Genomic DNA, 23,026 nt, shown 5'->3' with positions numbered 1-23,026 from the left:
AAATTCGAGACCCTAAGGGCATTGAGACCTTTAGGGTCTTTTCAACGGAGGAAGCATGTATATTGGGATTCCAAAAGAAAGCCGCCCCTTTGAATACCGGGTTGGTCTGTCTCCGGCCGGAGTGGAGATTCTCTCCAGGTTGGGGCATCAGATCTTCGTCGAGCATGAGGCGGGATTGAGCGCGGGATTCAAGGATGAAGAGTACGAAAAGTTTGGGGCGCGAATCGCCTATTCGCCGCAGGAAGTCTTCGGCCGCGCCGATCTTCTGTTGAAGATCTCGCGTCCACTGAAACAGGAGATCGAATGGATGAAAGAGGGAGCCACGCTGGCCGGGTTCCTGCATCTTGCATCCAGTTCACAGGATCAGATCGACCTGTTGATTGAGAAAAAGATCACTGCCCTCGCCTATGAACAGATCACGGACCCGGCCGGGCGTCATGTGGTCCTCCGTCCGTTCAGCCTAATCTGCGGCGCGATGGTTGCCCCGATTGCCGCACGTTTTCTTCAAACCAATCGCGGCGGGAAGGGGATTTTGCTGAGCGGTGTGCCGGGTGTCCCGCCTGCGGAAGTAGTGATTATCGGAGCCGGGGGGGTGGGGTCATCGGCTGCGCGAGCGATGATGGGCGCAGGCGCGCATGTGACCGTACTCGACAGGAAGATGAGCGCTCTGGAGAATCTGACCGAAAAGTTACCCGGTGTGGTGACCATGCTTTCCACAGCCCGCAATATCGAACGCGTGGCTGCCTATGCCGATGTTTTGATCGGAGCGGTTCTGATCACCGGACAACGTGCCCCGATCGTGGTGACGCGGGATGTGGTTCGTTCGATGAAACCGCGGTCTGTCATCATCGATGTCAGCATCGATCAGGGTGGATGTGTAGAAACGTCACGCCCGACGATGCACGATAACCCGGTCTTCATCGATGAGAATATGGTGCATTACTGTGTGCCGAACATCTCAAGCCTGGTGGCGCGGACGGCAAGCCATGTTTTGGTGAACTCGGCGATTCCCTTTATCACTCAGATCGCCAACAGCGGGATCGATGCCGCAATGGAGGCGGATTCATCCATAAAGGTGGCGATCAACACTCATCAGGGAAATCTGGTCAATCTGCTAAGTTTGAAAGGGCGGGAGGCTTCAAAATGAGCACCCCATCCAATTATCAATCGAGAGCGACAACCGCTCAAGAGGCTGTCAAGACGATCAAATCCGGGGACAGGGTTTTCCTGACCGGGAATGTATCCGTCCCTCAAAAACTGCTCGCTGCGTTGGTGGAATATGCCCCCAACCTGAAAGACGTGGAGATTTGCCAGGCATTAACCGTCGGCGCGACAGATTACGTCAGCCCGGAGATGGAAGGGCACCTGCGGGTAAATTCCATGTTCATCAGCGCCAACATCCGCAATGCTGTGCAGGAGGGACGCGCAGACTTCACCCCCGTGCTTCTTTCGGAATTTCCATTGTTATTCAAGCGTGGGATTTTGCCGGTGGATGTTGCGGTCGTCCATGTGTCGACACCGGACGAACACGGTTTTTGCAGTTTGGGGGTCGAGGTCGGGTTAACGAAGTCGGCGGCTGAATCTGCCAAGATCATCATCGCCGAGGTAAACGATAAAATGCCGCGCACGCTTGGCGATTCCTTCATCCATGTCAGCCGTTTGACCCACATAGTGCAGGTCAGCTATGACATCCCGGAATTGGCGATGGCCGAGGAGGACGGCGCGGAGACCGTACAGAAGATCGCCGGTCATATATCGGGTTTGATCCCTGACGGCGCCACGATGCAATTGGGGATCGGAAACATCCCCGACGCGGTCTTGAAATATCTTTTTGATAAAAAAGACCTCGGTATCCATACCGAGCTTTTCTCCGATGGCGTGATCGACCTCGTTAATGCGGGTGTCCTGACGAACGCGCGCAAGAGCCTTCATCCCGGCAAGATCATAGCGGGTTTCATCCTCGGGACCAAACGCCTCTATAATTGGGTCGACGACAACCCCTTGATCGAATTGCATCGCACCGAGTACGTCAACGATCCATTCGTTATTGCCCAGAACGAAAGAATGGTGGCGGTCAACTCCGCCATCGAAGTGGATCTTACCGGGCAGGTCTGCGCAGACAGCATTGGACCCAAACTTTACAGCGGGGTCGGCGGACAGTTGGATTTCATCTACGGCGCATCACGTTCGAAGGGCGGCGTTCCCATCATTGCCCTTCCCAGCACAGCGATCATGAAGGATGGCGCTGCGATCAGCAAAATCACTGCCATGCTCAAACCCGGCGCAGGGGTGGTGACGAGCCGCAATCATGTGCGTTTCATCGTAACAGAATTCGGTATCGCCGACCTTTATGGAAAGACCATTCGCCAGCGCGCGCAGGCATTGATCGAAATTGCGCATCCGCAGTTCCATGACGAATTGAAGAAACAGGCGCGGGATTTGCATTACCTGTAATAACTGAGTGAATTGGACGCGGAGATGGCGTAACTCCGCGTCCGTTTTTTTGTTAACCTGATAATAATTCGACCCGCTTGACATTTCACGCGTTATTCCCTATCATCGGGGCGTTTTGGACCGAGAAACCGCCTGGAGCGGGTCATTCGTCAAATCAGATTCGATAAACCAGGAAGAAATACAATGCGTAATGTAAAGATCGTTGCAACCATAGGTCCCGCGTCGGACACGGAGGATGTTTTGGAATCCTTGATGAGGGCGGGGATGAATGTTGCCCGTTTGAATTTCTCGCACGGCACGCACGAACAGCACCGCGAGCGGGTAAACCGAATCCGCAGAGTGTCGAAGCGGTTGAACATCCCGGTCGGCATCCTCCAGGATCTGCAGGGACCGAAGATTCGGGTGGGTAAATTGGAAAATCCGCTTCAACTTTCCGCGGGGGAGGAGATCAGTCTGTATGCCACGCAGGATTCGCCGCCGAAGAACGGACATCAGGTCATTCCCGTTGATTTTCGTGAATTGTTCGACTCGGTGCAAAAAGGCGATAAACTGCTTCTCGATGATGGGCGGCTTGCGCTTCAGGTCATCTCTGCGAAAGGTCGCGTCGTTCACGCCAAAGTGTTGGTGGGGGGTTTGCTTTCCTCGCACAAGGGGATCAACCTGCCGGGGGTAAAACTCCGCATTGCAGGGTTTACCGAAAAGGATAAAGCCGACCTTGCCTTCGGCATTTCGCAGAACGTGGATGCAGTGGCGATTTCGTTCGTCCGTAGCGCAAAGGACGTAAGAACGGTTCGTGAGGCGATCCATGAATATTCCGCAGGGAAGCGCGAGCCGATGTTGATCGCAAAACTAGAGAAACCGGAAGCCTTGAACGAACTTTATGATATTCTCGATGTGGTGGATGGCGTGATGGTGGCTCGCGGTGATCTGGGTGTGGAACTCCCGCCGGAACGTGTGCCTCCCTTGCAAAAATTGATCATTCGTGCCGCAAACGCCCGCGCGAAACTGGTCATTACCGCCACGCAGATGCTCGAATCCATGATTCAAAATCCGCTTCCCACCCGTGCCGAGGCATCGGATATAGCCAATGCTGTTTTCGACGGGACCGATGCGGTCATGCTTTCCGCCGAGACGGCTTCTGGTGATTTTCCGCACCTTGCGGTCGAGATGATGTCGCGCATCGTCGCGGAAGCCGAGTCTCATTTCAAAGAGTGGGGAAGCCGCCAGGACGCCCGGGCAGGTTTGGGCGAGAGCGATGCGGCTTCGATGGCTCGCGCGGCGAACGCTCTGGCGAGCGATCCGGAAGTGGAAGCGGTATCCGTATTCACCATGCGCGGACGGTCTGCGTGGTTGATGTCGAAAGCCAGGCCGTCGAAGCAAATCCTTGCATTTACCCCGGAGCCGGATACGTTCAACCAACTTGCGTTCTTATGGGGCGTACAGCCTTATCTTGTGAAGTTTGCAAAGAGCATGGACGACATGCTTGCAGAGGTGGATGCGGTTTTGTTGAAATCAGGCATCGAGCCAGGGCAGCAGGTGGTGCTTGTCTGCGGATTCCCCATCGGCGAACAACGCCCGCCAAACATGGCGCTTCTTCACACAGTGGCGAGCGAGGCAACGGTGAAACTGGCGCGAAAATTGGCGGAGAAATAAACAATACCCGACGGCTTGTTGCTCAATAACAAGCCGAAACATGTTTGCTGAAACGACGTGATGAATAAAAAATATTACACGATTCTTATCCTTGCGATTCAGATTGCCGCTGGCTTCATTTATGGATATGTTCGTGAAGAGAATGCGGATCGTATCAGGGAGCCGCGCCTTGTCGGCGATACGGAGGATTATTTCCATAACGCAGGCCTGCCCGTCTTTTCACTTGAATTTTGGACGGATGCCCGCCCCCCGATCACCGCTTTACTCTGGAAGTTCGCTGGCTCAGACCCTGAGGCGATCTTCAAACTCCAGTTATTTTTTTCCATCGCAAGTTGGATAGCGCTCGCATTCGCCGCCGCTCATGCATTGAAGACCGGCTGGTTGAAACCTTTGATTTTTATCGTTACATTAGCCTTCAGCGTGAGCCGCGACGTTTTCATGTGGGACCCCTTCATGGGTAGCGAATCCATTTCCCTTTCCTTCATGGCGCTGTTCCTTGCTGCTGCCGTCTGGCTGTTCGCCGGTTGGGCGACTTACAAGGCGGCGTTGCTTGTCATTCTGGCGTTCTTCTTCGCATTCACCCGTGATACGAACGCCTATATTCTTCTAATGATCGCTGGGCTCATTTCCGTTGTTTTTGCTTTTTCAATCCATCGTCATAAAGCGTGGATGGTTGGTGGGGCATTTTTACTAATCTTCCTTGCAAGCTCCCAGCTTTCCCTGATGGGGCTGCGACCTTATCGCGCCATCCTGATGAACACCTCCCTGCGCATTTTCCCATCCGAAATCTATACAGAATACTTCCGCCAGCATGGCATGCCGGTGGATGACCGGCTTGTGCGTATGGCGAGGAATATGCAGCCCGGTGAAACGTTTGCGGTCAACATGGCGCTCATGTTCGATCAGGACCAGGAGGAATTCCGTCAATGGGCTCTGGGTCCCGGACCGCGGGAGTATGTCAGGTTTCTATGGTTCTATAAAGCTGAAACCTTCCAGAACGTTTTTCTCGAAACCCCGGAGGAAAGTTTTTATCCCGACGTTTATTACTATACCGCGACGGGTTATCGCCCCATCATCGCGAACGACAGGATCGCGGAATTTTTATACCCCACGCGCTTCGGGTTGATCTTTTTCTTCGCCGTAAATCTCATCGCCGCATTTGTCGCCGCGTTCGCGTGGAGGGATGGTCGCGCGCTTTGGCTGATTCCCGTTTTGATGATTCTGCTTTCGTATCCGCAGGCGGTGCTCGTGTGGGCGGCGGATGTGAACGACGTCGCGCGCCATTCGATCCCTCATAACGTCCTGATGCGACTCGGCTTTTGGTTTCTGATTTTCTTTGTGGCAGATTTTCTGCTCAAGGATTTACCTGCCCGAATGCCTTTCCTTCAACGGTTGCGGAATCCCACCGCCTGACACGCTTCGCTCCCCGCCGGAAATTGATGTCCGTAAAAAGGACGGTATTTCTCACCCGTCGGGTTTTACTCCCTCGTGGCGATCAGGATTCCGATTCCGATCAAAATTCCGCCAAAGATGAACAGGGGCGTGATCTCCTCGGAGAGAAAGAGCCAGCCTAATAAGGTCCCTACAACAGGCTGCGCAAAAAAAGTCAGTGACGCCACCCCGGCGGGAAGTTCTGCGAAGGCATAATTCCACAGGAACATTGCGATGGCGGTTGAGATGATGCCGAGAAAGAGCAAACCGCCGATGATGCCCGGTGTGATCTCGCCGATTCCGATCGTGTTGACTTCCCAAATCGAGAACGCAAAACTTGATGGAATTCCTCCTAACAGCATGATCGCGCTGGAAGTCAGAAGATCGGTGGATTGCGAGACTTTCCGCACCAGAACCGAATAGAGCGCCCAGGTCAAAGCCGCCGCAAGCAGACTTATATCGCCCCAAAATAGTGAAGGCGAAAGTTCGGCATTGCGCGGATCGATGACCGCCAGTACTCCCAATGTGGAGACGACCAGCGCACCGATTCGCAATGCTGTTGGTTTTTCATCAAGCAGGAACGGCGCGAACAGCAAAACGAAAGCGGGCGTGGCGGATGTTACCAAAGACCCATTCGACGCAGTAGAGAGTTTCGTCCCGACGAATTGAAAGCCGAGGGATACTCCATATCCGACGACACCGACCAGAAAGCTTTTCCAAAAAAGATCGGCGGTGATCGGAGCCGCCTCAATCGCTTTTTTGTTCCGAAAATAGATCACCAGTCCCAGCGCCATCGCGCCCATGATCAGACGGATCAATAACAGCGAGAATGGAGGGATGACCTCCAAAACCACCTTGCTGACAACGTACATGCCGCCCCAGATCGAGGCGGCAGTAAGACCGGAGATCAAACCTGCGAATGTGTGATGTTTGTGCATAGACCCCCGATTATATCGAACTCACTTAATTTTCATCCATAAAAATATTGTGCGCACCGAACCGCCGCCCAGAGTCATTAAGAGAAATTGTACGTACATCCAGCCAACATCGGGACTGAAACCCAGGGCAAGCGGAATGGTGTCATTTTGATCCGGCAGCCAGATGAATAAAAGCACGCCTGCCAGGGTCAGGTCAAGGAGCGTCAATGCGATCATCTGATTGACGACTTTTCTCCTCTTTCCTGCATCCAAACCCTGTTGTGAGGATAAGAGACGGATTCTCCTGAAGGACCATGTCAACCCGGCAAGGAGCGACAGTAGGATTCCAGCAAGCAAAGCGCGCCCATAGCTCGAAAGAAAATCCGGCGCGGGCGGCTCAAGCGGCTTCAGCCCTAATGCGAGTAAAGTGAGTGACCACCCGATATTATCCATAGCCCCATCTCTGCCTGGGTCGCTTTTATTGAACATAACCACCACGCCGATTTCCTTTTCAGGGACGATGACCATCAGCGAGCGATATCCGACCCATCTTCCGCCGTGCGCGAGTGTGGTTGGAGGCTCGCTGTCTGGGTCGGCCTGTGGGAATGGAAAAACCGTCCATCCCATCGCGTAACCGGCATTCTCGCTGTATTTTACGGCTAACGTGTGGAGTTCTTCCACTCCGTCTGGCGAGACGATGGAGACGCCCTGATAATTTCCCTGATTGAGATGTGCAACCAGGTAACGCGACATGTCTTCAGCGCTTGAAAACAGCCCCGTTGACGGGGTGATGATGCGGGAATAGGGCATGTGATCTTCCCATGCGATTGGGAATCCGAAGAAGGGGTAATATCCGCTGGTTATGTTCGCAGCGTGTGCCTCGGGGAGGGATGTGTATGAGTTTTTCATTCCCAGCGGAGCAAAGATGCGTTCCTCGATATAGGATTCGTAGGATTGTCCCGATACCGTTTGGATCAATAAGCCCAGAATATCGTAGTTCGTGTTCGAATATTCGAACATGGCGCCGGGCGGGAATTTCAGCTTCTCGTCCTTCAATTCGCGGATACTTTCCTCGAGCGCATCGTCTGTAAACCGGTTATCCAAATTCCGTTTATCACCCTCAAATTCTGAAAATCCGCTCGTCTGGTTGAGCAGATGACGGACGGTGATCTGCGCTGAATATTCTGCATCCGCGACCTGAAACCAGGGGATGTAGGTTTGCACTGGCTCGTCCAGATCGATCGTGCCTTCATCCACCAATTGCATGACCCCCAGTGCCGTTATTGATTTGCTGAACGAAGCGACCAGAAATGGCGTTTGCGGCGTCATGGCTCGGCCCGCATCGTCGGCGATGCCGTAGCCCTGGACGTATTCAATTTGATCGCCGCGAACGATCCCGATCGCCGCCCCGGGAATTCTTAATTCATTCATTTTCCCGGTTACATAAGAGTCAATGACGTTCGTATCGGCTTTCTGCGCACGGACGAAATTTGTCTGCCTGTTGGGGAGGAATATCAGGCTCAGGAATATAAGAATAATCCAATGCAAATAACGATAAACCATGGCATTCTCCATTTGATGCTATTCCATGCTGAATTTTCTTTGTCTTAACTTTTTTATCTCGCCCCGTTTTTTCTTCCCCTCCATTCGTTCTTCTTTTGAAGCCTTCGTTGGCTTGGTCTTGTGACGCGTCTTGGGTTTTACGCCCGCTTTGCGGATCAACTCGTGGAACTTGTCGAGAACATCCGCGCGGTTCGCCTCCTGCGTGCGAAAGCGCTTTGCCTCGAGGATCAACACGCCTCCAGCGGTGACCCGTTTTCCGGCAAGCCGAATCAGTCGTCCCTTTAAGTCAGAGCCGAGCGACGGGGAATGGATGATATCGAACCGCAGCTGCACAGCCGTTGCGACCTTATTAACATTCTGTCCACCCGGTCCCGATGCGCGGATGTATTCCAGCGTGATTTCGTTGTCGAGTCTGTTCATTATCTAAATTATAAACGCAACAAAAAGCCCCTCTCCCAAAAAGGGAGAGGGGCTGGGGGTGAGGGGTATTAGAACATCAACTCATTGACCTTGTCGATCATCGCGCGGTCGGGGCGTAATTCGGCATCGGTCAGGCGGTTTAGCGGCGTATCGACCAGGTTGTAGATGTCGGTCAGTGAGGGTTTGTGTGTGTTGACATAGATCAAGCCGGTGAGAAGCCAGTTATTCTGTTGGGCTTCCTCGAGCGCGTGCAAAGCCTGATAGCGGTTGGTCGGATCGTAACCTTTTTCGAGATTTTTCAGAATGACGGTGGAACCATCGTGCATGTCAACTTCGCGTATCTCGCCCTCCATCATTTCCTGTTCGAGCATAATCTCGCTGCGAGGCGCGATGTAGGAAATTTCGTGCAGCGGTTCTTCGTGATCCTTGCCCCAGGCGTAGGAATGATAGGCATTTTCCTGGTTATTGAAGGTCACGCACGGACTGATGATATCGAGCACAGCGATGCCCTTGTGGGCGAAGGCTGCCTTGAGCAATTCCTTCACCTGCTTGGGGTTGCCCGCGAAGGAACGCGCCACGAAGGTGGCGTTCGAGATCAATCCCTCCATGCAGATATCCACCGGCATGTAGGGATTCTCTCCCTGTTTCTTCAACTGCAGGCCTTTTTCAGCAGTGGCGGAGAATTGACCCTTGGTCAGGCCATAGACGCCATTGTTCTCTATGATGTAAACCAGATTGACATTGCGCCGCATGACGTGTTTGAATTGTCCCATGCCGATGCTGGCAGTGTCGCCGTCGCCGGATACGCCGATTCCTTTCAAGCGCGTATCGCCGAAGAGCGCGCCGGTTGCAATGGACGGCATGCGCCCATGCAGGCTGTTGAAACCAAAACTACGGTTCATGAAGTAGGTCGGCGATTTGGACGAACAGCCGATGCCGCTGAATTTGATCACGTCCTCCGGCAGGACGCTCATCTCGTACATTGCGGCAACGATCTGGTTGGAGATCGAGTTGTGTCCGCAGCCCTGGCACAATGTGCTGGGGAAACCGCGGTAATCGTTTTTTGTCAGGCCGACGGCATTCACGTTTGCGGGCGCGCCAGCCATGGGGAGGGTTTCAGTCATTGTCTTTTACTCCTTTTCATCGTCACCGGTAACTACTTTCGCTTCGACCTGCCGGCGGATTTTTTCACCGCCGCTTTTCCAGCCGGAGCCACTTTCGCCTTCGCAACAGTTTTCTTCGCGTTGGGTTTTTTACTGCCCACTGACTCGTACTTCGCAAGGATCCCTTCGCGCACCCACTTTGCCGCCGCGGGCAGACCGTCCTGATATGCGACAGACCTGAACCTGCTTGCGAATTGCGGATATTCCGTGTATAGGATCTGCAGCATCTGTCCGTCGCGGTTCATTTCGACCACAAAGACCTGGTCGTGCTTTTCGATGAAGGCATCCACTTCCTTTGTGAACGGGATCGCGCGCAGGCGCATGAACTCGGATTTGATGCCGTGTTCCCTGTCCAATTTATCTTGTGCTTCGAGAATGGCGTTCTCCGTCGAGCCATAGGCAAGGATGCCGATCGTCGCGCCTTTCGTCTCGCGCAGGATCGGCGCAGGGACGTACTGCTTCGCCGTTTGCTGTTTACGGGCGAGACGTTCCATGTTGCGGACATAGGTCTCCGAGTCCTCCGTATATCTCGCGTTCTCATCATGACCGGTCCCGCGCGTGAAATACGAACCCAGGGGATGCGTGCTGCCGGGAATCGTGCGGTAGGGGATGGCGTCGCCATCCACATCACGGTATCGTCCCCAATTGCCTTTGAGTTCTTCCACATCCTTTTCCCAAAGGATCTTCCCGCGGTCCATCGGGGTGTCTGGATATTGGAATGGTTTGCTCATCCATTGGTTCATGCCCATGTCGAGGTCGCTGAGCACGAAGACGGGAGTCTGGAGTCGTTCGGCTATGTCGAAGGACTTCCAGCCGAATTCAAAACATTCGTACACGTCGCCTGGTAAAAGGATCACCGAATGCGAGTCGCCGTGACCGATGAACGCGGTAAAGGTCAGGTCGCCCTGCGAGGTACGCGTCGGCAGACCGGTGGAAGGACCGATGCGCTGAACGTCCCATACTACAACAGGGACTTCGGTGTAATAAGCGAGACCGGCGAATTCCGTCATTAACGAAAGGCCCGGACCGGACGTGGAAGTCATGGCGCGCAAGCCGGCCCAGCCCGCGCCGACCGTCATGCCGAGAGCCGCAAGTTCGTCTTCCGCCTGCACGACCGCATAGGTGTGTTTTCCGTCATCGCGTTTGCGCAGGATGGGCAGGAAATCGTTCAGCGATTCGGCGAGGGAAGAGGCGGGCGTGATCGGATACCACGCCGCAAACTGGATTCCGCCGAAGATCGAGCCGATGGCGGCGGCGGTGTTGCCATCCGCCATGATCAAGCCTTCGGTCTTGTCCATCGCTTCGAGCTGGTATGGATCTTTCTTTTCGAGATTTGCCGCCGCCCACTCCGCGCCAGCCCTCACCGCATTGAAGTTCATGTCGATCGGCTTCTGCTTGCCTTTGAAATGGAAAGTGAGCGCGGCTTTGACGGTCTCCAGGTCCATGGCGATCATTTGCGCCAGCACGCCGACATAGACCATGTTGCCCACCAGTTCGCGGAAATCGCTCGGCACGTTCGGGTCGTTCTTGACGATGGACTTGATCGGCATCGGGTAGATGGCGATATCGACACGCTCGATCGGCTGTTTGATATCGTCAGCGTAGAAAAAAGCTCCGCCCGGCGTGACCGAGGCGAGGTCCTTTGCGAACGAATCCGGGTTGATCGCGATCACGATGTCGCTTTTTTCCTGGCGGGCGATGAATCCATCCTTGTTCACACGGATCGTGTACCACGTGGGCAGACCTTGGATGTTGGAGGGGAACAGGTTCTTGCCCGAAACGGGAATGCCCATCTTGAAGATGGCTCGCAAGATGGTGTTGTTGGCGGTCGAACTGCCGGAACCGTTCTTGGTGCCGACCGTGATCGAAAAATCGTTCACTATCTTGTTCATGGAACTCCTCGAAAGTTTTTCGTCATTGCGACGATGAAATCAATTGGTGAATCAGGTCAGTATGTTCGCTGAGGGCTTTGAAACCGCCGTCGACATCGTTGGCGCAGATGGCGTCGACCATCTTTTGATGATAATTCCAGACCTGGGTTAGATAGTTGTAATCGGTGAAGTAGTTCAAGCCCACGGTTTCGTAGGCGTCCCAATACGATTGCAATATGCCTGTAACGAACGGATTTCCCAATCGCAGGTAGATGGTTAGATGTAATTCGCGGTGCTCGGGGTGGGGGATTTCCGGAGGCGAGCCGCGCAGTTTTTCCCAGGCGAGCGCGACGAGGTCGTGCAAATGCTTGTGATCATCGGGCGTCAAAGTCCTGACAGCCTGGTGCCAATAAGCCAGTTCGATGTGCTGCCGCAGGTCGGCGAATGCCATGAAATGATCCTTATTGAGCGCGATGGCATAATCCAGGCTTTTCAGGACGGCAGGGGCGAAGTTATAAGGCTTGCGCCTCATTCCCGTCCTCGGCTTGACCTCCACCAGCCCAAGCGCGCGAGCCACTTCGAGCTGTTCCCGCAAAGCGGCGACGCCAACACCCAGTTCACGACTCAACTCCACGAGAGGGGGCAGGCTGGCTTCCGCTTCCGGATGAACGGCCAGATATTTTAAAAATTCAGAAATGTTGGGGGAAACACGGTCACGCAGCATATATACGATTAATCCGATTAATCGTATTTTACGGCATGGTTATCAGAATGTCAAGATTATGCCTGGTTCCAACCACCAAGGAGTTCTCCCGGTTGGCGATTGGAAATGAAATAAAGGAGATCACATGCTTTGATTTTTCACGACAGCCTGTCCCGACTGACAAAGGCGGGTCGAAGGGTTGCCGCGCGCATTGGCTTTATTTTGTAGAAGTTGAAACTCTGCGAACAGATTCAACCATTTGAAGAACAGCGTCAACCACCAAACCTGGTTGGTCAATTTGTATTCCATGACCGCTTTTTTCAGCAACAATCATCTGACTGTTAGACGAGAGTTTTGCTAATTCCGCTTGTAATTCTTGCCAAACTATTTCAGCCTGTTTTGCTTGTTCGACTGGCATACCGGCAAACAAATCAGGGATACCATGCCGTAAAACGATTAGCGGAATATTTCCCAATGAGCCGGATACGCTTAGTTGCTTGTCACTCTCCCTGCTTGCGGCTAATTCATCAAGATTGCTTTGAAAATATTTTGGCTGGAATCCAACTTCGAGATATGTAGTTCGTATTTCAGAGGGCAATTTCATCACTATTGGTGGCGCGGCTTTTTCTCCCATTAATTTGCCCAGCGCATTTAGCAAACCTAATCGTGATGCCAGTAGCATGAACCAATACATTCCCTTTCCAGACGCTTCGAGTTTTTTCCATGCCGGGGGCATTTTTGAGTTGATGGCTTCGTGTCTCGCGTCAAGCAAAATAACACCAGCCACTTCCTCAGGATATTTTCTGGCAAAAAGCCGGACAGTATGACCACCATAAGACGCGCCAACAAGAATATATGGTTTTTTGATCTCCGCTTTTGTCAACAAAGCATGTAATTCCGTAACAATTTGTTCGCTTGTACGGGGAGTGGGTCCAGAGTCGCTCCAACCAAACCCTGCGCGGTCATACGAACATGCATTCGTGAACTTTGCCACTTCGGTTTGAACCATGTTCCAATCCAGCGACCAACTTGCGCCGCCAGATTCAAATATTACCGAGGGGTTCCCTTCGCCAATAGAATATAGATGTAACTGATGGCTGCCTATATTTATCAATTTGCCGATCGGAGGATGGGAATTTTGACTCATTAGAATCGTTTCCTTGGAAAGGAGATAACATTTCGGATGGCGTGCCAACGGTGTGCGTCTCGTCCCCGAGCCTCTCGACGGGCTCGACAACCATGCGGGCATGGACTCCGTCTGGGAGCAGGATGCGAAGCGCGCTCGAAGCCAGCCCGTCCTGGTGCTCTCCCAGGGAAAAATGCATGACTGCGAAGCGTCCCGCCCCAAGGACGATGGGGAGGCTTTGTTAGCCCGTTCTTAGAGAGGCAACCAGGTGCCAATTCCAATTTCCATCGCCCGGTGATAAATTGTCGGAGCTACCGCCATGTCATCCAGAGCCACGCCAAGATTGCACGCGATTGTTCGTTCATCTGGTGATTCACGACCGGGCTTCATCCTGGCTACCAATTCACCCAGGTCGGCATGGATAGGTGGCACATCCTGAAAATATCCAACACTCTTGTAATATTCAAATTGTTTCAAATCGTCAGTGCAGAATTTATCTGCTTCCTTCATCGCTGCGGGTTCCCAATAGGAATCAAAATCTACAAGCGACGCAAAGGCGCCTTTGTCGAACCATCCCGGCTTGATGGTCTTGTGCGGTTTTTTTAGTATCGGACCCGCTGTCACAACCAGGTCACAACCGGTCACCGCTTCCCGGGGTGATTGCACAGGGATTACTTTAAGTCCCAATTTTTCCCGCACGGTCTGACTAAAGTTATTAACTGCCTCGGGGCGTACATCGTAGGCAAAAACTTCCTCGAGGGGGAAAGATACGCTTAGTGCCTCGGTGTTCGTTATGCCTTGCACGCCACAGCCCAAAATACCTAGTTTGGCAGATGAGGGTCGCGCTAGTTTTTTCGCCGCGACCGCCGAAGCGGCTGCTGTCCGCATGGCAGTGATCCATTCGCAATCCATGACAGCCAACGGGATCCCGGTTTCTGGGTCGTTGAGAATGAGCAAACCTGTAATATATGGCAGCCCCTTTTTTGCATTCTCGGGAAAACCGCTGACCCATTTCATGCCTGCCGAATTGAGTGCCGGGATATAAGCGGGCATTGCATGGATGAAGTTATCGCCCTCACCAGGGTGGATACCTGGTTTGGGCGGCATTTCAACGCGGCCGTGCCCTTTTTCATCAAATGCTGTCTCAAGTAGTTGAATGATTTCTGCCATTCCCAGGTTAACAGAAACTACATCAGATTGCGAGAGATATAGGATTTTATGCTGTTTCATATTTGGATTTCCTTATGAATGGAAATTATTGGACGTTACAACATTTCAAGCAAACGCCTAACGAGACTGTCGAAAAACCGAACTGGGGAGGGCGAAAGCGGACAAGCGCCCAGGTTTTCCCGCGGATCGCGGTGGAACGGGGTGACCGGGCTCAAAAAGGGCTTATGCCCGCGCCCCAAAGGTATGGATCTTGCCGATATTGTGGACCAGAGCGAACAAACACCATTGTACATCCACTTTGCGTTTGATCGTCTGCAAGATATCGATGGTTTTAGGGCTGTAAGTTGAAGGGGAGCGTGGTGCTTCAAGGGACAGCGCCCCGCAGGATGAGCTCAGGGACGCTTAAGATGAGACGGTTTCTGAGGACGCTTTGTTGGCTGGTGTTTTGCGGAAACCTTACTTACTGGACAAGTCTTCGAGCCTTTTTAGAATCACAGGGTTGGTAATAAGACCTTTCTTAAGAATTTCCAAAAACAGTTCTTTGTCACGCTCCCATAATTCGACCATTACTTTTTCTGCCTCTCGCTGATTACTTAATCGAATTTTTTCAAAAAGTGAGTTGAAAACTTCGGATTTTTGCTGACCATCTGCGATAACATTACTGGCAATTTTTCGTACTTCTGCCATGTTAGTTAAGTCTTCAAGAACGTAATTGAATAATTCGCTGTCTCCCTCCCCTCTGTTCAGTAAGTAAACTGCAATCTTTCTAAGTTCAGATTGATTTTTAGTCGAAATGTTATCCACCAAGTCTCTTACTTGGCGAGAATCGTGGTGTTGCAAGTCTATCAAGTTTAGAACAATGTCAAGAATTTTATCAGCGCCAAGAATTTTCTCAGATATTTGTACGCCTCTACTTAAATCACCTTGCTTAATGAGACGGATAACCATTGATGACTTGACAGACTCATCCCTGATTTTGGAAACTATTTTTTCGTAAGTATCAAAATCGTCTCGGTTATAAAAATACTCAGCAATAGACCTTTTTTCATTATCATCTTCTGGAAGTTCGTCTAAACTGTCTTTGTATTTGCCATAACTTTTATCCATTTTTTCTTTGTCGCGGATAAAAATAGCGTCTTTGACTGATTCGACGAATGTCTTAACTTGGGGATATGGAATAGCGGCATGTTTGCTGTCTGACGCTAACGAACGGAAAAACATGCGCACACTTACATCATCTGTTATGTTGGTTGCTTGTCGGTCTTGCATTGGATGCACTAGGTCAGAAACTTTTACGTCATCAGTAAGTAAGATATAGTATTTTTTATCAGCAAGCCAAAATGCGCTCCATTCAATAAAAAGCCAGGGTTTACGTGCGTATTCAGGTGTTACTAAACAAATGAGAGCATCACACTTTTGAAGGTTGTCTCTAATTGACTTTTTCCATTCATCTCCTCCGCCGATCTCTTGAAACGCTAAGTAAAGTTGAATATCCCCTTCAAAGGCATTATTTATGACACGGGTTAATTCTTCGGCAATTATTTTATCGTTCCCTGTATGGCTGACGAAAATGTGGTATGGCATATTTAATCCTCAATTTTGAACTGATGAAACCAGCTAACGAAACTGTCGAAAAACCGAACTGGGGCGGGCGAAAGCGGACAAGCGCCCGGGTTTTTCCTGCGGATCGCGGAGGAACGGGGTGACCCGGCTCAAAAAAGGCTTATATCCGCGCCCCAAAGGTATGGATCTTGCCGATATTGTGGACCAGGGCGAACAAACACCATTGTACATCCACTTTACGTTTGATCGTCTGCAAGATATCGATGGTTTTAGGGCTGTAAGTTGAAGAGGAGCGTGGTGCTTCAAGGGACAGCGCCCCGCAGGATGAGCTCAGGGACGCTTGAGATGAGACGGTTTCTGAGGACGCTTTGTTGGCACGCTTTTGGATTGCAAGACTCACCTATGTTGAAACAGGTTTCATTTCTCGACAACGAGGATAATTTTTGCAACCATAAAATTGTTTTCCTTTGTGTTCGCCCTGCGCTACGGTTCGTAACAACATTGGGATGCCGCATTTAGGGCAAAGTGGATTTCCATTCTCTTGCTTGTTAATTTCAGATTGCGAACTCGAAGGGCTAATTTTATCCTTCAAAAGCGGTGCGATTTTAGATGCAATTTCTTTTGTATTGTACTCTCGCTGAACGGGCAAACGCAATAATGGCAAGCCTGCAACTTCAAAGACTCTATCAACAAAATCATCGCGTTCCTGCCTGTTGTCTTGCTTGTGGCTGGAATCGTCTAATTCAATACCTAACAATGGCTTCATTGTGACAGAATCACAAATAAGAAAATCCAAATGCTTTTGAGCGATTCTGCTGAAATATGTCATGTTTTCATTTGGACGAGCCACAAAGAAAACATCTGCCAACCTTACTTTTGACTGAATTGTTAACCGTGTGCCACCAAGAGAAACAAGGATTTTATAAAACGAAAATTCAGCGGGCGAAAGAAAATCATCGCGAACACGATAGGGAAGTGTTTCGGGAATATTTGATTCAATTATTGGGGCAGGTTCATCAGTCGCTTTATATGAACTGGCTGTAAAAACGGTTTTAGTTGTTTTGCGTCCCAGGAAAGGGAATAAGATGCTTAAGCAACCTTGTTTTTCTTTTCTCTTTGCTGCCATGTGCTATATTTTTTCTCCACCGAATTTTACTTTGTTATGCAAGGAACTGCCCAACGAGACTGTCGAAAAACCGAACTGGGGAGGGCGAAAGCGGACAAGCGCCCGGGTTTTCCCGCGGATCGCGGTGGAACGGGGTGACCCGGCTCAAAAAAGGCTTATATCCGCGCCCCAAAGGTATGGATCTTGCCGATATTGTGGACCAGGGCGAACAAACACCATTGTACATCCACTTTGCGTTTGACCGTCTGCAAGATATCGATGGTTTTAGGGCTGTAAGTTGAAGAGGAGTGTGGTTCTTCAAGGGACAGCGCCCCGCAGGATGAGCTCAGGGACGCTTAAGATGAGACGGTTTCTGAGGACGCTGTGTTGGGCGCTTTTGTTATGCAAGACTCGATTACATATTTTGAAGTTGCTCGCGAATCAAAGTGCTTAATTTCTTCACGACTTCATGATATTTTTCAGACGGCAATTTACACGCAAATTCCGCTTTCCTTGCCTTCCAATCAAGACTTTTTACTTGGTCAGATAGAATTGCGCCTTTTACTTCTAATCCTTCAGGTATCAAAACTTCAAACGGATAGCCTTTTACCTGGCTTGTTATTGGACAAAGTATCGCTAATCCAACTTTACCGTTATATGCCTTTGGGGACAAAACCAACGCTGGTCTATGACCTGCCTGTTCATGTCCTGCTTGTGGATTGAACATAATCCAAACGATGTCGCCGCTATCAGGAATATATGCCATAGTTTTCACCAAACTTCATTTCCTACGGCAGAACCCGTATCTATTTCATTGTGGAGATTGTCTTTCGTGATACCTGCAAGTAATTCTTCAAGCGTCCAGCTCGGCGCTGGAACTGGCGTAACAATAATCTTGCCTTTTACGATGCTTATTTCTACGAAAGAATCATTTTCTAATTGAGCGTCAACCGCAAAGGCTTTAGGTATTCGGAGGGCAAGGCTGTTGCCCCATTTCTGAACTTTTGTGAGCATAAGGTTATCTCCTGTCTGTTTCTACAACAAAGATACACCTTTTTGCTGGATTTTTCAAGTGCTTATTTTGGACGGGGCGTGCCAACGAGACTGTCGAAAAACCGAATTGGGGAGGGCAAAAGCGGACAAGCGCCCGGGTTTTTCCCGCGGATCGCGGTGGAACGGGGTGACCGGGCTCAAAAAGGGCTTATATCCGCGCCCCAAAGGTATGGATCTTGCCGATATTGTGGACCAGGGCGAACAAACACCATTGTACATCCACTTTGCGTTTGGAGCGCAGCGTGAAGGTGGATTGCTGTTTTTTCGCTCCCTTACACCCTGATCTACTTTCTTTTCGCGGTACCCTTGACTTCCCACTTCATCTGTGGACGCTTTGTTGGGCGGCTTTTTATTAATGACTACTTCCCAAATCCAACTCCATGAAGATTGCTATCTTATGTATTTCTTCTGGTACTTCGCTATAAGGCTCTATTTGTTTGAAGCCTAAAGATTCGTATAATTTTATCGCTGATGTTAGAAAGTTACCTGTGTCCAATCGCATAAGGTGATAACCAATTTGCCGAGCATCTTCGATGAGTGTCTGTGCAAGCGTTCTTCCCACACCCTGCTCTCGATATTGCGGTAAGACATACATGCGTTTCAATTCACAAATCTGTTCATCAATGGGACGCAAGGCTGCACATCCAACAGCGTGATTTGCTTCGATTGCTAATATCAATCTGCCTTTTGGTGTTGCATATTTTCCAGGTAGGTTGGCGAGTTCATCTTCAATGCCTTGGTAGGAAATATCCAATCCATGCTCACGCGCCAGGAATTTATAATACTCGCGAAATAGTTCATTGATTTGTTCCATCTCAGCGGGAGTTTGGACTTCAATTATCTTCATGGATATTTCTCAACAAATCTTTCTCACACATTCGGAGCCGCCGAACGGTTTGCGTCTCGTCCCCGAGCCCTTCGACGGGCTCAGGGTAAACTCCGCGAGTGGGATACCTGCGCTGTGTCTCGGCAACCTCGACAACCAGGGCGGGGACGGCGAAGCTGTCCAACCAGCCTGTCCTGGACGGACAGTCCAGGGAAAATGACAAGGCGTAGGAAACTGCCTGGGATGTGCGCAGATCGGGCGAGCGAGCCTCCAGCGAGCACCGTTCGTCCAGCTTGACTGGATCGCCCAGTCAAAGCGCATTGGCGCTTGACAATCCCACCAGTCAAGTGCATGCTGTGTTGGGTGGTGCTTGCAAGTTGCTTGCATTGTTTGTCTGCAAATGTTTCATGCGAGACCAAGAACCATTGCCAAGATAATGAACTGGAATATTCCGTTCTGTAAGTGAATAATAATTGCGACCCACGTGTTCTGCTGTCGTTGCGCTATATATGGAAGGGCAAGACAAATAGGCAATAAAGCCAATATTTGCCAGGGGTAAAAAGCGACATGCCATAGTAGCCACAACAGACCATTTACCAGCCAAGCCCATTTACCGTGCGCCTTTTCTTGGCGTGGCAAGATATATCCACGCCACCATAATTCTTCACCAAAAATATTAAAGAACAACTGGATGAATAAAAGGATGACTACCCCCCAATTACCTTTCAGTGGGGATCCGATAAAATCAGCGAATACGACTGCGCTAATAGGTACGCCAGGTGTTTGCCAAGGGGTAAAGAAATCTGGCGGAGCGATGGCAGGAAGGGCTGCAATCAGCAACTGCGCGGTAAATGACACCATTCCAATGCTCAAAAAGGTCACGACCAACCCTCCGATTGCCCAAAGCCAATCTTTTCCCGTCATTGGGAGCAATCGGAAGCGTGTCTTAATATTGCTCCATGAAAGTGGATAACCATCGCGTTTGTAAAAACCAAATGCGAGAGCAAACAAGATTGCCAGTGGTAGAGTGAAGGAAACTATATTGGCTTTGAATGGAGTTAGCCCCAAGCGCATTAGGGCTGGCGTGCCATTGTAGAGGGAGATTCGAAAGAGAAGTGCAGACAGTCCAAAATAGAGTAGTGCTTTCCAGAAAGACATGGGCTTGATAACGAAAGCGCTTTGGTTGGTCATCCTAGTCATGTTTTCACTCCTTCTTGAACTGTTGCGAGGCTTCATCTGTGTTAGTTCTCAACCGCCCAACGGGACTGTCTAAAAACCGAACTGTGGAGAGCGAAAGCGGACAAGCACCCGGGTTTTCCCTGGCTATTCGACAGTTTCAACAGTTTGCGTTAGCTGCGTGTGGGCGGGCGTGGATAATGCTTGGGAGCAGAAAAACTCGAAGCGAGAAAAATACTCGAAAATGCCGCAGATCGGGCGAGCAAGCCTCCAGCAAGCACCGTTCGTCCAGCTTGACTGGATCGCCCAGAGCACAGCGTCCCCGAAGGGGGAGCGCGTTGGCGCTTGCCATCCCCATCGTCGGGTGAACGCTGTGTTGGGGCAACCTATTCCGCTCCGATCCGTTGCTTGATGTACTTTATGATTACATCAACCACAGCTTCCCGTTCACAGTCGCGGAACATTTCATGGTTGGTTTTCTCAAACCAGACAATCTCCTTTTGTTCTGTTGGTGTTGAGATACCATTGTAGATAATATTCGCACTGACTGGTGCGACCAAGGAATCGTTGCGGCTTTGTAGAATAAGGGTCGGGGGTTGTATGTGCGACAATCGAGTACGAGTCGTTCCAGTGAAATCCAGAAAGGAGAGAACGGCATCCATTGGAGCCCAGAGATAATTGGGATTGCCAGAGGCGAGAGCGGAGTCGGCATAGACTGGAGGAAAATCCCACTTCTTGAGCAATTTGCCAACCACAGGGGAGAGGAAATGCAATGGCTGACCTGGAGCGAGTGGTGATGCTGGTTGAACCGCCGCGGCGACAAGAATAAGACTTTCGATTTCGCCTTGGCTGTCGGCAGCCAAGTTTAATGCCACCAATCCACCCATACTGTGTCCAATCACAATGACTTTCTCAGATTCCGTCAGTAGATCTTGGAGGGCACATTCAGCATCCGATAACCATTCATGCCAGGTGACGCCCCGCAGCGCTTCGGGAGAGCGTGCGCCATGACCTCGCAAGGTGGGCATTCGATAGGGCACTCCTAATTGTTTTACTGAAGGCTCAATTTCGCGGACGGTATCAGGGCTCGCCGTTAGACCATGAATGATCAGAACACCATATTTTTTCTTGTACACCGTACATCTCCTTTGCAATAATGGTGAGAAGCTATCAGCGCCCAACGGTTTGCGTCTCGTCCTCGAGCCCTTCGACGGGCTCAGGGTAAACTCCGCGAGTGGGATACCTGCGCTGTGTCTCGGCAATCTCATCATGCGGACTGATCTTCCACCATCTTGGGAACCCTTTTGGTTTTATGGTGTCGGTATCCCACAGCCTTCAGAAATAACGGGGTTGATGTCGTTTGGAAAATCGATTTCGATCGCCAAAACACCAAAATTATAAGATGGCTCGTCAATGACATCGTTGATCTGTAAAAAGATCTGCCCCGCGTCGGCAACCCTGAATGTACATTTGTTGCCAATAAAGTAATTAAATGATCCTATGCGCGCGACCAATCCGCCCACACTGTAACCCAGCATCGGGCACAGGTCTTCCGGCTCGCAGGCATTCACATCACCACTGCCCGCCGTTTCGGGGTATCCGTTCATGTAGATTTCAGAGGACAATTTATTTTCCAAATCCTCCGGGATTCCGCTCCGCACATCTTCAGGGAAAGGTATCCTGTATGGTGTCCATTTTCCTCCCACTACCTCGATACTTATGATGTCTCCCGCTGCGGCAGTGACGCCCGTAAACTGCCATGCTGAAGCCGAGTCGATCGCAATAGGTATTCCGGATGTCCCGGATTCTCCTCCAACCGCTGAAGCAACTGGCGGATAATTCGGGCTCGAAGCCGCTTCCGCAGTTTGAGTTGCCGCAAGGGGAATGCGGACCGCAGAGACGCCCGCGGAATAACTGAAGTAGGCGCCAATGATGCCCGCCATGGCGGTAATGGCAGCTGGCAGGATGACCGCTGCAAGGTTCACAGAAGATTTACTTTTTCCCATACTTCTGATCTCTCTCCTTTATTACCATTATCCTAAAACCTCATTAGCCAATGCGCGACGGATTACATCTTCTCTCTGAGTCCATCGGCGCACCCAGTAAAGCGAAACATTGCATCATTAGATAAGAAGTTTATTGGCAACAAACAAAACGAGGGCGGTTATTGTCTGGGTGATCGCGAATGGTTTTACCGCTAGTGAAATATTAACCGCATGATCGGGCAGCTTTTCCTTCCTCGATATTGAGGTAAGAATGAATCTGGTGTCAGTCTGAATGGCTATGGCGCGCTTGTATTTCCCTAGAATTTCTTTTCGCGCAATCGCTCCAGTGAGAAGCGTCATGAAGTAATTCAACGGCGCAACGACGACCAGCCAGGCCAGCAATGCAAAGCTCATGAAAAGGATGACGACAAAACCATTGATCGTATCCAAACCGAAGTTGAACCAACGATTCAGAGCCTGATCGGTCTTATAATCCGGATCCTGTTCCGCGGTAAACGCAACCGATGCAAAAAAGGCGGCCATCAGCCCAAAACACCCCTGAATATAATAGCCGGGATGGGCGGACAATAATTGATTACGGGAATCCAGCCCTTCCCATATCGATGCGGTAAAACCAACGATGATGCCGATGAGCGTGCCGTTCGTTATATACCAAATAAAATAATTCTGATCGAAAATATAACGGAATAGAAGCCAATTGATGGTGACGATCCCTGCGAGAAAAGCCAAATATGGCAAAGGACCTTCTAAGAGTGAACGAGAACTTTTTTTCATTTTGGTTCCTTACTTTCTGTGCTGCGTATCGGGCTGACGGGCATTCTCAAAC

The 23,026-nt window shown here is 50.8% G+C and carries 23 protein-coding genes; 6 read left to right on the top strand and 17 right to left on the bottom strand.

Going from position 1 to position 23,026, the window contains the following annotated elements; genetic code table 11:
- Nucleotides 1-55 precede the first annotated feature (55 nt).
- The 4 genes from HS100_21595 to HS100_21580 all read left to right on the top strand — a co-directional run bounded on the left by HS100_21595 (nt 56) and on the right by HS100_21580 (nt 5,520).
- The gene (locus tag HS100_21595) at nt 56-1,147 is read left to right on the top strand and encodes an alanine dehydrogenase (GenBank protein MBE7436525.1); all 1,092 of its coding nucleotides are present in this window, start codon (nt 56-58) and stop codon (nt 1,145-1,147) included.
- Complete coding sequence (locus HS100_21590) at nt 1,144-2,454, top strand: acetyl-CoA hydrolase/transferase family protein (GenBank protein MBE7436524.1); 1,311 nt, start codon at nt 1,144-1,146, stop codon at nt 2,452-2,454. The genes HS100_21595 and HS100_21590 overlap by 4 nt, the downstream gene beginning before the upstream one ends.
- Nucleotides 2,455-2,637: 183 nt before the next feature.
- Nucleotides 2,638-4,107: a pyruvate kinase gene (gene pyk, locus HS100_21585; GenBank protein MBE7436523.1), complete on the top strand. Its 1,470-nt coding sequence runs from the start codon at nt 2,638-2,640 to the stop codon at nt 4,105-4,107.
- Nucleotides 4,108-4,167: 60 nt separating this feature from the next.
- Nucleotides 4,168-5,520 carry a hypothetical protein gene (locus HS100_21580; GenBank protein ID MBE7436522.1) on the top strand — a complete coding sequence of 451 codons (1,353 nt, stop codon included), beginning with the start codon at nt 4,168-4,170 and terminating at the stop codon, nt 5,518-5,520.
- A gap of 65 nt (nt 5,521-5,585) precedes the next feature.
- Here HS100_21580 and HS100_21575 read toward each other — a convergent pair whose 3' ends face one another.
- The 7 genes from HS100_21575 to HS100_21545 all read right to left on the bottom strand — a co-directional run bounded on the left by HS100_21575 (nt 5,586) and on the right by HS100_21545 (nt 13,322).
- Entirely contained in the window at nt 5,586-6,476 is an 891-nt protein-coding gene (locus HS100_21575; GenBank protein ID MBE7436521.1) for an EamA family transporter, read from the bottom strand.
- Nucleotides 6,477-6,497: 21 nt separating this feature from the next.
- A complete protein-coding gene (locus HS100_21570) occupies nt 6,498-8,018 on the bottom strand; it encodes a beta-lactamase family protein (protein MBE7436520.1) in 1,521 nt (506 codons plus the stop codon).
- 18 nt (nt 8,019-8,036) lie between these two features.
- Nucleotides 8,037-8,438: an aminoacyl-tRNA hydrolase gene (arfB, locus tag HS100_21565; GenBank protein MBE7436519.1), complete on the bottom strand. Its 402-nt coding sequence runs from the start codon at nt 8,436-8,438 to the stop codon at nt 8,037-8,039.
- Nucleotides 8,439-8,506: 68 nt separating this feature from the next.
- Nucleotides 8,507-9,544, bottom strand: coding sequence for a 2-oxoacid:ferredoxin oxidoreductase subunit beta (locus tag HS100_21560; protein MBE7436518.1), 1,038 nt, complete (start codon nt 9,542-9,544; stop codon nt 8,507-8,509).
- 50 nt (nt 9,545-9,594) lie between these two features.
- Complete coding sequence (locus tag HS100_21555; protein ID MBE7436517.1) at nt 9,595-11,493, bottom strand: 2-oxoacid:acceptor oxidoreductase subunit alpha; 1,899 nt, start codon at nt 11,491-11,493, stop codon at nt 9,595-9,597.
- 22 nt (nt 11,494-11,515) lie between these two features.
- Complete coding sequence (locus tag HS100_21550) at nt 11,516-12,196, bottom strand: FadR family transcriptional regulator (protein ID MBE7436516.1); 681 nt, start codon at nt 12,194-12,196, stop codon at nt 11,516-11,518.
- 196 nt (nt 12,197-12,392) lie between these two features.
- Nucleotides 12,393-13,322 (bottom strand): alpha/beta hydrolase, encoded by a 930-nt coding sequence (locus HS100_21545; GenBank protein MBE7436515.1) that lies wholly within the window; start codon nt 13,320-13,322, stop codon nt 12,393-12,395.
- 52 nt (nt 13,323-13,374) lie between these two features.
- On the opposite strand from HS100_21545, the gene HS100_21540 reads away from it, so the two are divergent.
- Nucleotides 13,375-13,557, top strand: a complete 183-nt coding sequence (locus HS100_21540) for a hypothetical protein (protein MBE7436514.1) — start codon at nt 13,375-13,377, stop codon at nt 13,555-13,557.
- On the opposite strand, the gene HS100_21535 is transcribed toward HS100_21540, so the two are convergent.
- A complete protein-coding gene (locus HS100_21535; GenBank protein MBE7436513.1) occupies nt 13,554-14,531 on the bottom strand; it encodes an ornithine cyclodeaminase family protein in 978 nt (325 codons plus the stop codon). The genes HS100_21540 and HS100_21535 overlap by 4 nt on opposite strands.
- Nucleotides 14,532-14,927: 396 nt before the next feature.
- Nucleotides 14,928-16,055: a TIR domain-containing protein gene (locus HS100_21530; protein MBE7436512.1), complete on the bottom strand. Its 1,128-nt coding sequence runs from the start codon at nt 16,053-16,055 to the stop codon at nt 14,928-14,930.
- 118 nt (nt 16,056-16,173) lie between these two features.
- Between HS100_21530 and HS100_21525 the strand changes: the two genes are divergently transcribed.
- Nucleotides 16,174-16,320 carry a hypothetical protein gene (locus tag HS100_21525; protein ID MBE7436511.1) on the top strand — a complete coding sequence of 49 codons (147 nt, stop codon included), beginning with the start codon at nt 16,174-16,176 and terminating at the stop codon, nt 16,318-16,320.
- A gap of 114 nt (nt 16,321-16,434) precedes the next feature.
- Here HS100_21525 and HS100_21520 read toward each other — a convergent pair whose 3' ends face one another.
- From HS100_21520 to HS100_21485, 8 genes are all read right to left on the bottom strand, one after another.
- Nucleotides 16,435-17,160, bottom strand: coding sequence for a DUF2726 domain-containing protein (locus tag HS100_21520; protein MBE7436510.1), 726 nt, complete (start codon nt 17,158-17,160; stop codon nt 16,435-16,437).
- A 394-nt stretch (nt 17,161-17,554) separates the two neighbouring features.
- Complete coding sequence (mazF, locus tag HS100_21515; GenBank protein MBE7436509.1) at nt 17,555-17,905, bottom strand: endoribonuclease MazF; 351 nt, start codon at nt 17,903-17,905, stop codon at nt 17,555-17,557.
- 5 nt (nt 17,906-17,910) lie between these two features.
- The gene (locus tag HS100_21510; GenBank protein ID MBE7436508.1) at nt 17,911-18,153 is read right to left on the bottom strand and encodes an AbrB/MazE/SpoVT family DNA-binding domain-containing protein; all 243 of its coding nucleotides are present in this window, start codon (nt 18,151-18,153) and stop codon (nt 17,911-17,913) included.
- Between the two features lie 391 nt (nt 18,154-18,544).
- Nucleotides 18,545-19,039 (bottom strand): GNAT family N-acetyltransferase, encoded by a 495-nt coding sequence (locus HS100_21505; GenBank protein MBE7436507.1) that lies wholly within the window; start codon nt 19,037-19,039, stop codon nt 18,545-18,547.
- A gap of 384 nt (nt 19,040-19,423) precedes the next feature.
- Complete coding sequence (locus HS100_21500) at nt 19,424-20,218, bottom strand: CPBP family intramembrane metalloprotease (protein ID MBE7436506.1); 795 nt, start codon at nt 20,216-20,218, stop codon at nt 19,424-19,426.
- A 362-nt stretch (nt 20,219-20,580) separates the two neighbouring features.
- Nucleotides 20,581-21,330, bottom strand: coding sequence for an alpha/beta fold hydrolase (locus HS100_21495; protein ID MBE7436505.1), 750 nt, complete (start codon nt 21,328-21,330; stop codon nt 20,581-20,583).
- Between the two features lie 174 nt (nt 21,331-21,504).
- Nucleotides 21,505-22,200, bottom strand: a complete 696-nt coding sequence (locus HS100_21490) for a hypothetical protein (protein ID MBE7436504.1) — start codon at nt 22,198-22,200, stop codon at nt 21,505-21,507.
- A 117-nt stretch (nt 22,201-22,317) separates the two neighbouring features.
- Entirely contained in the window at nt 22,318-22,974 is a 657-nt protein-coding gene (locus HS100_21485) for a hypothetical protein (GenBank protein MBE7436503.1), read from the bottom strand.
- Between the last annotated feature and the right edge of the window lie 52 nt (nt 22,975-23,026).

Source organism: Anaerolineales bacterium (assembly GCA_015075725.1).
Taxonomy (GTDB): Bacteria; Chloroflexota; Anaerolineae; order Anaerolineales; family Villigracilaceae; genus Villigracilis.
This window is presented reverse-complemented; position numbering and strand designations above follow the sequence as displayed.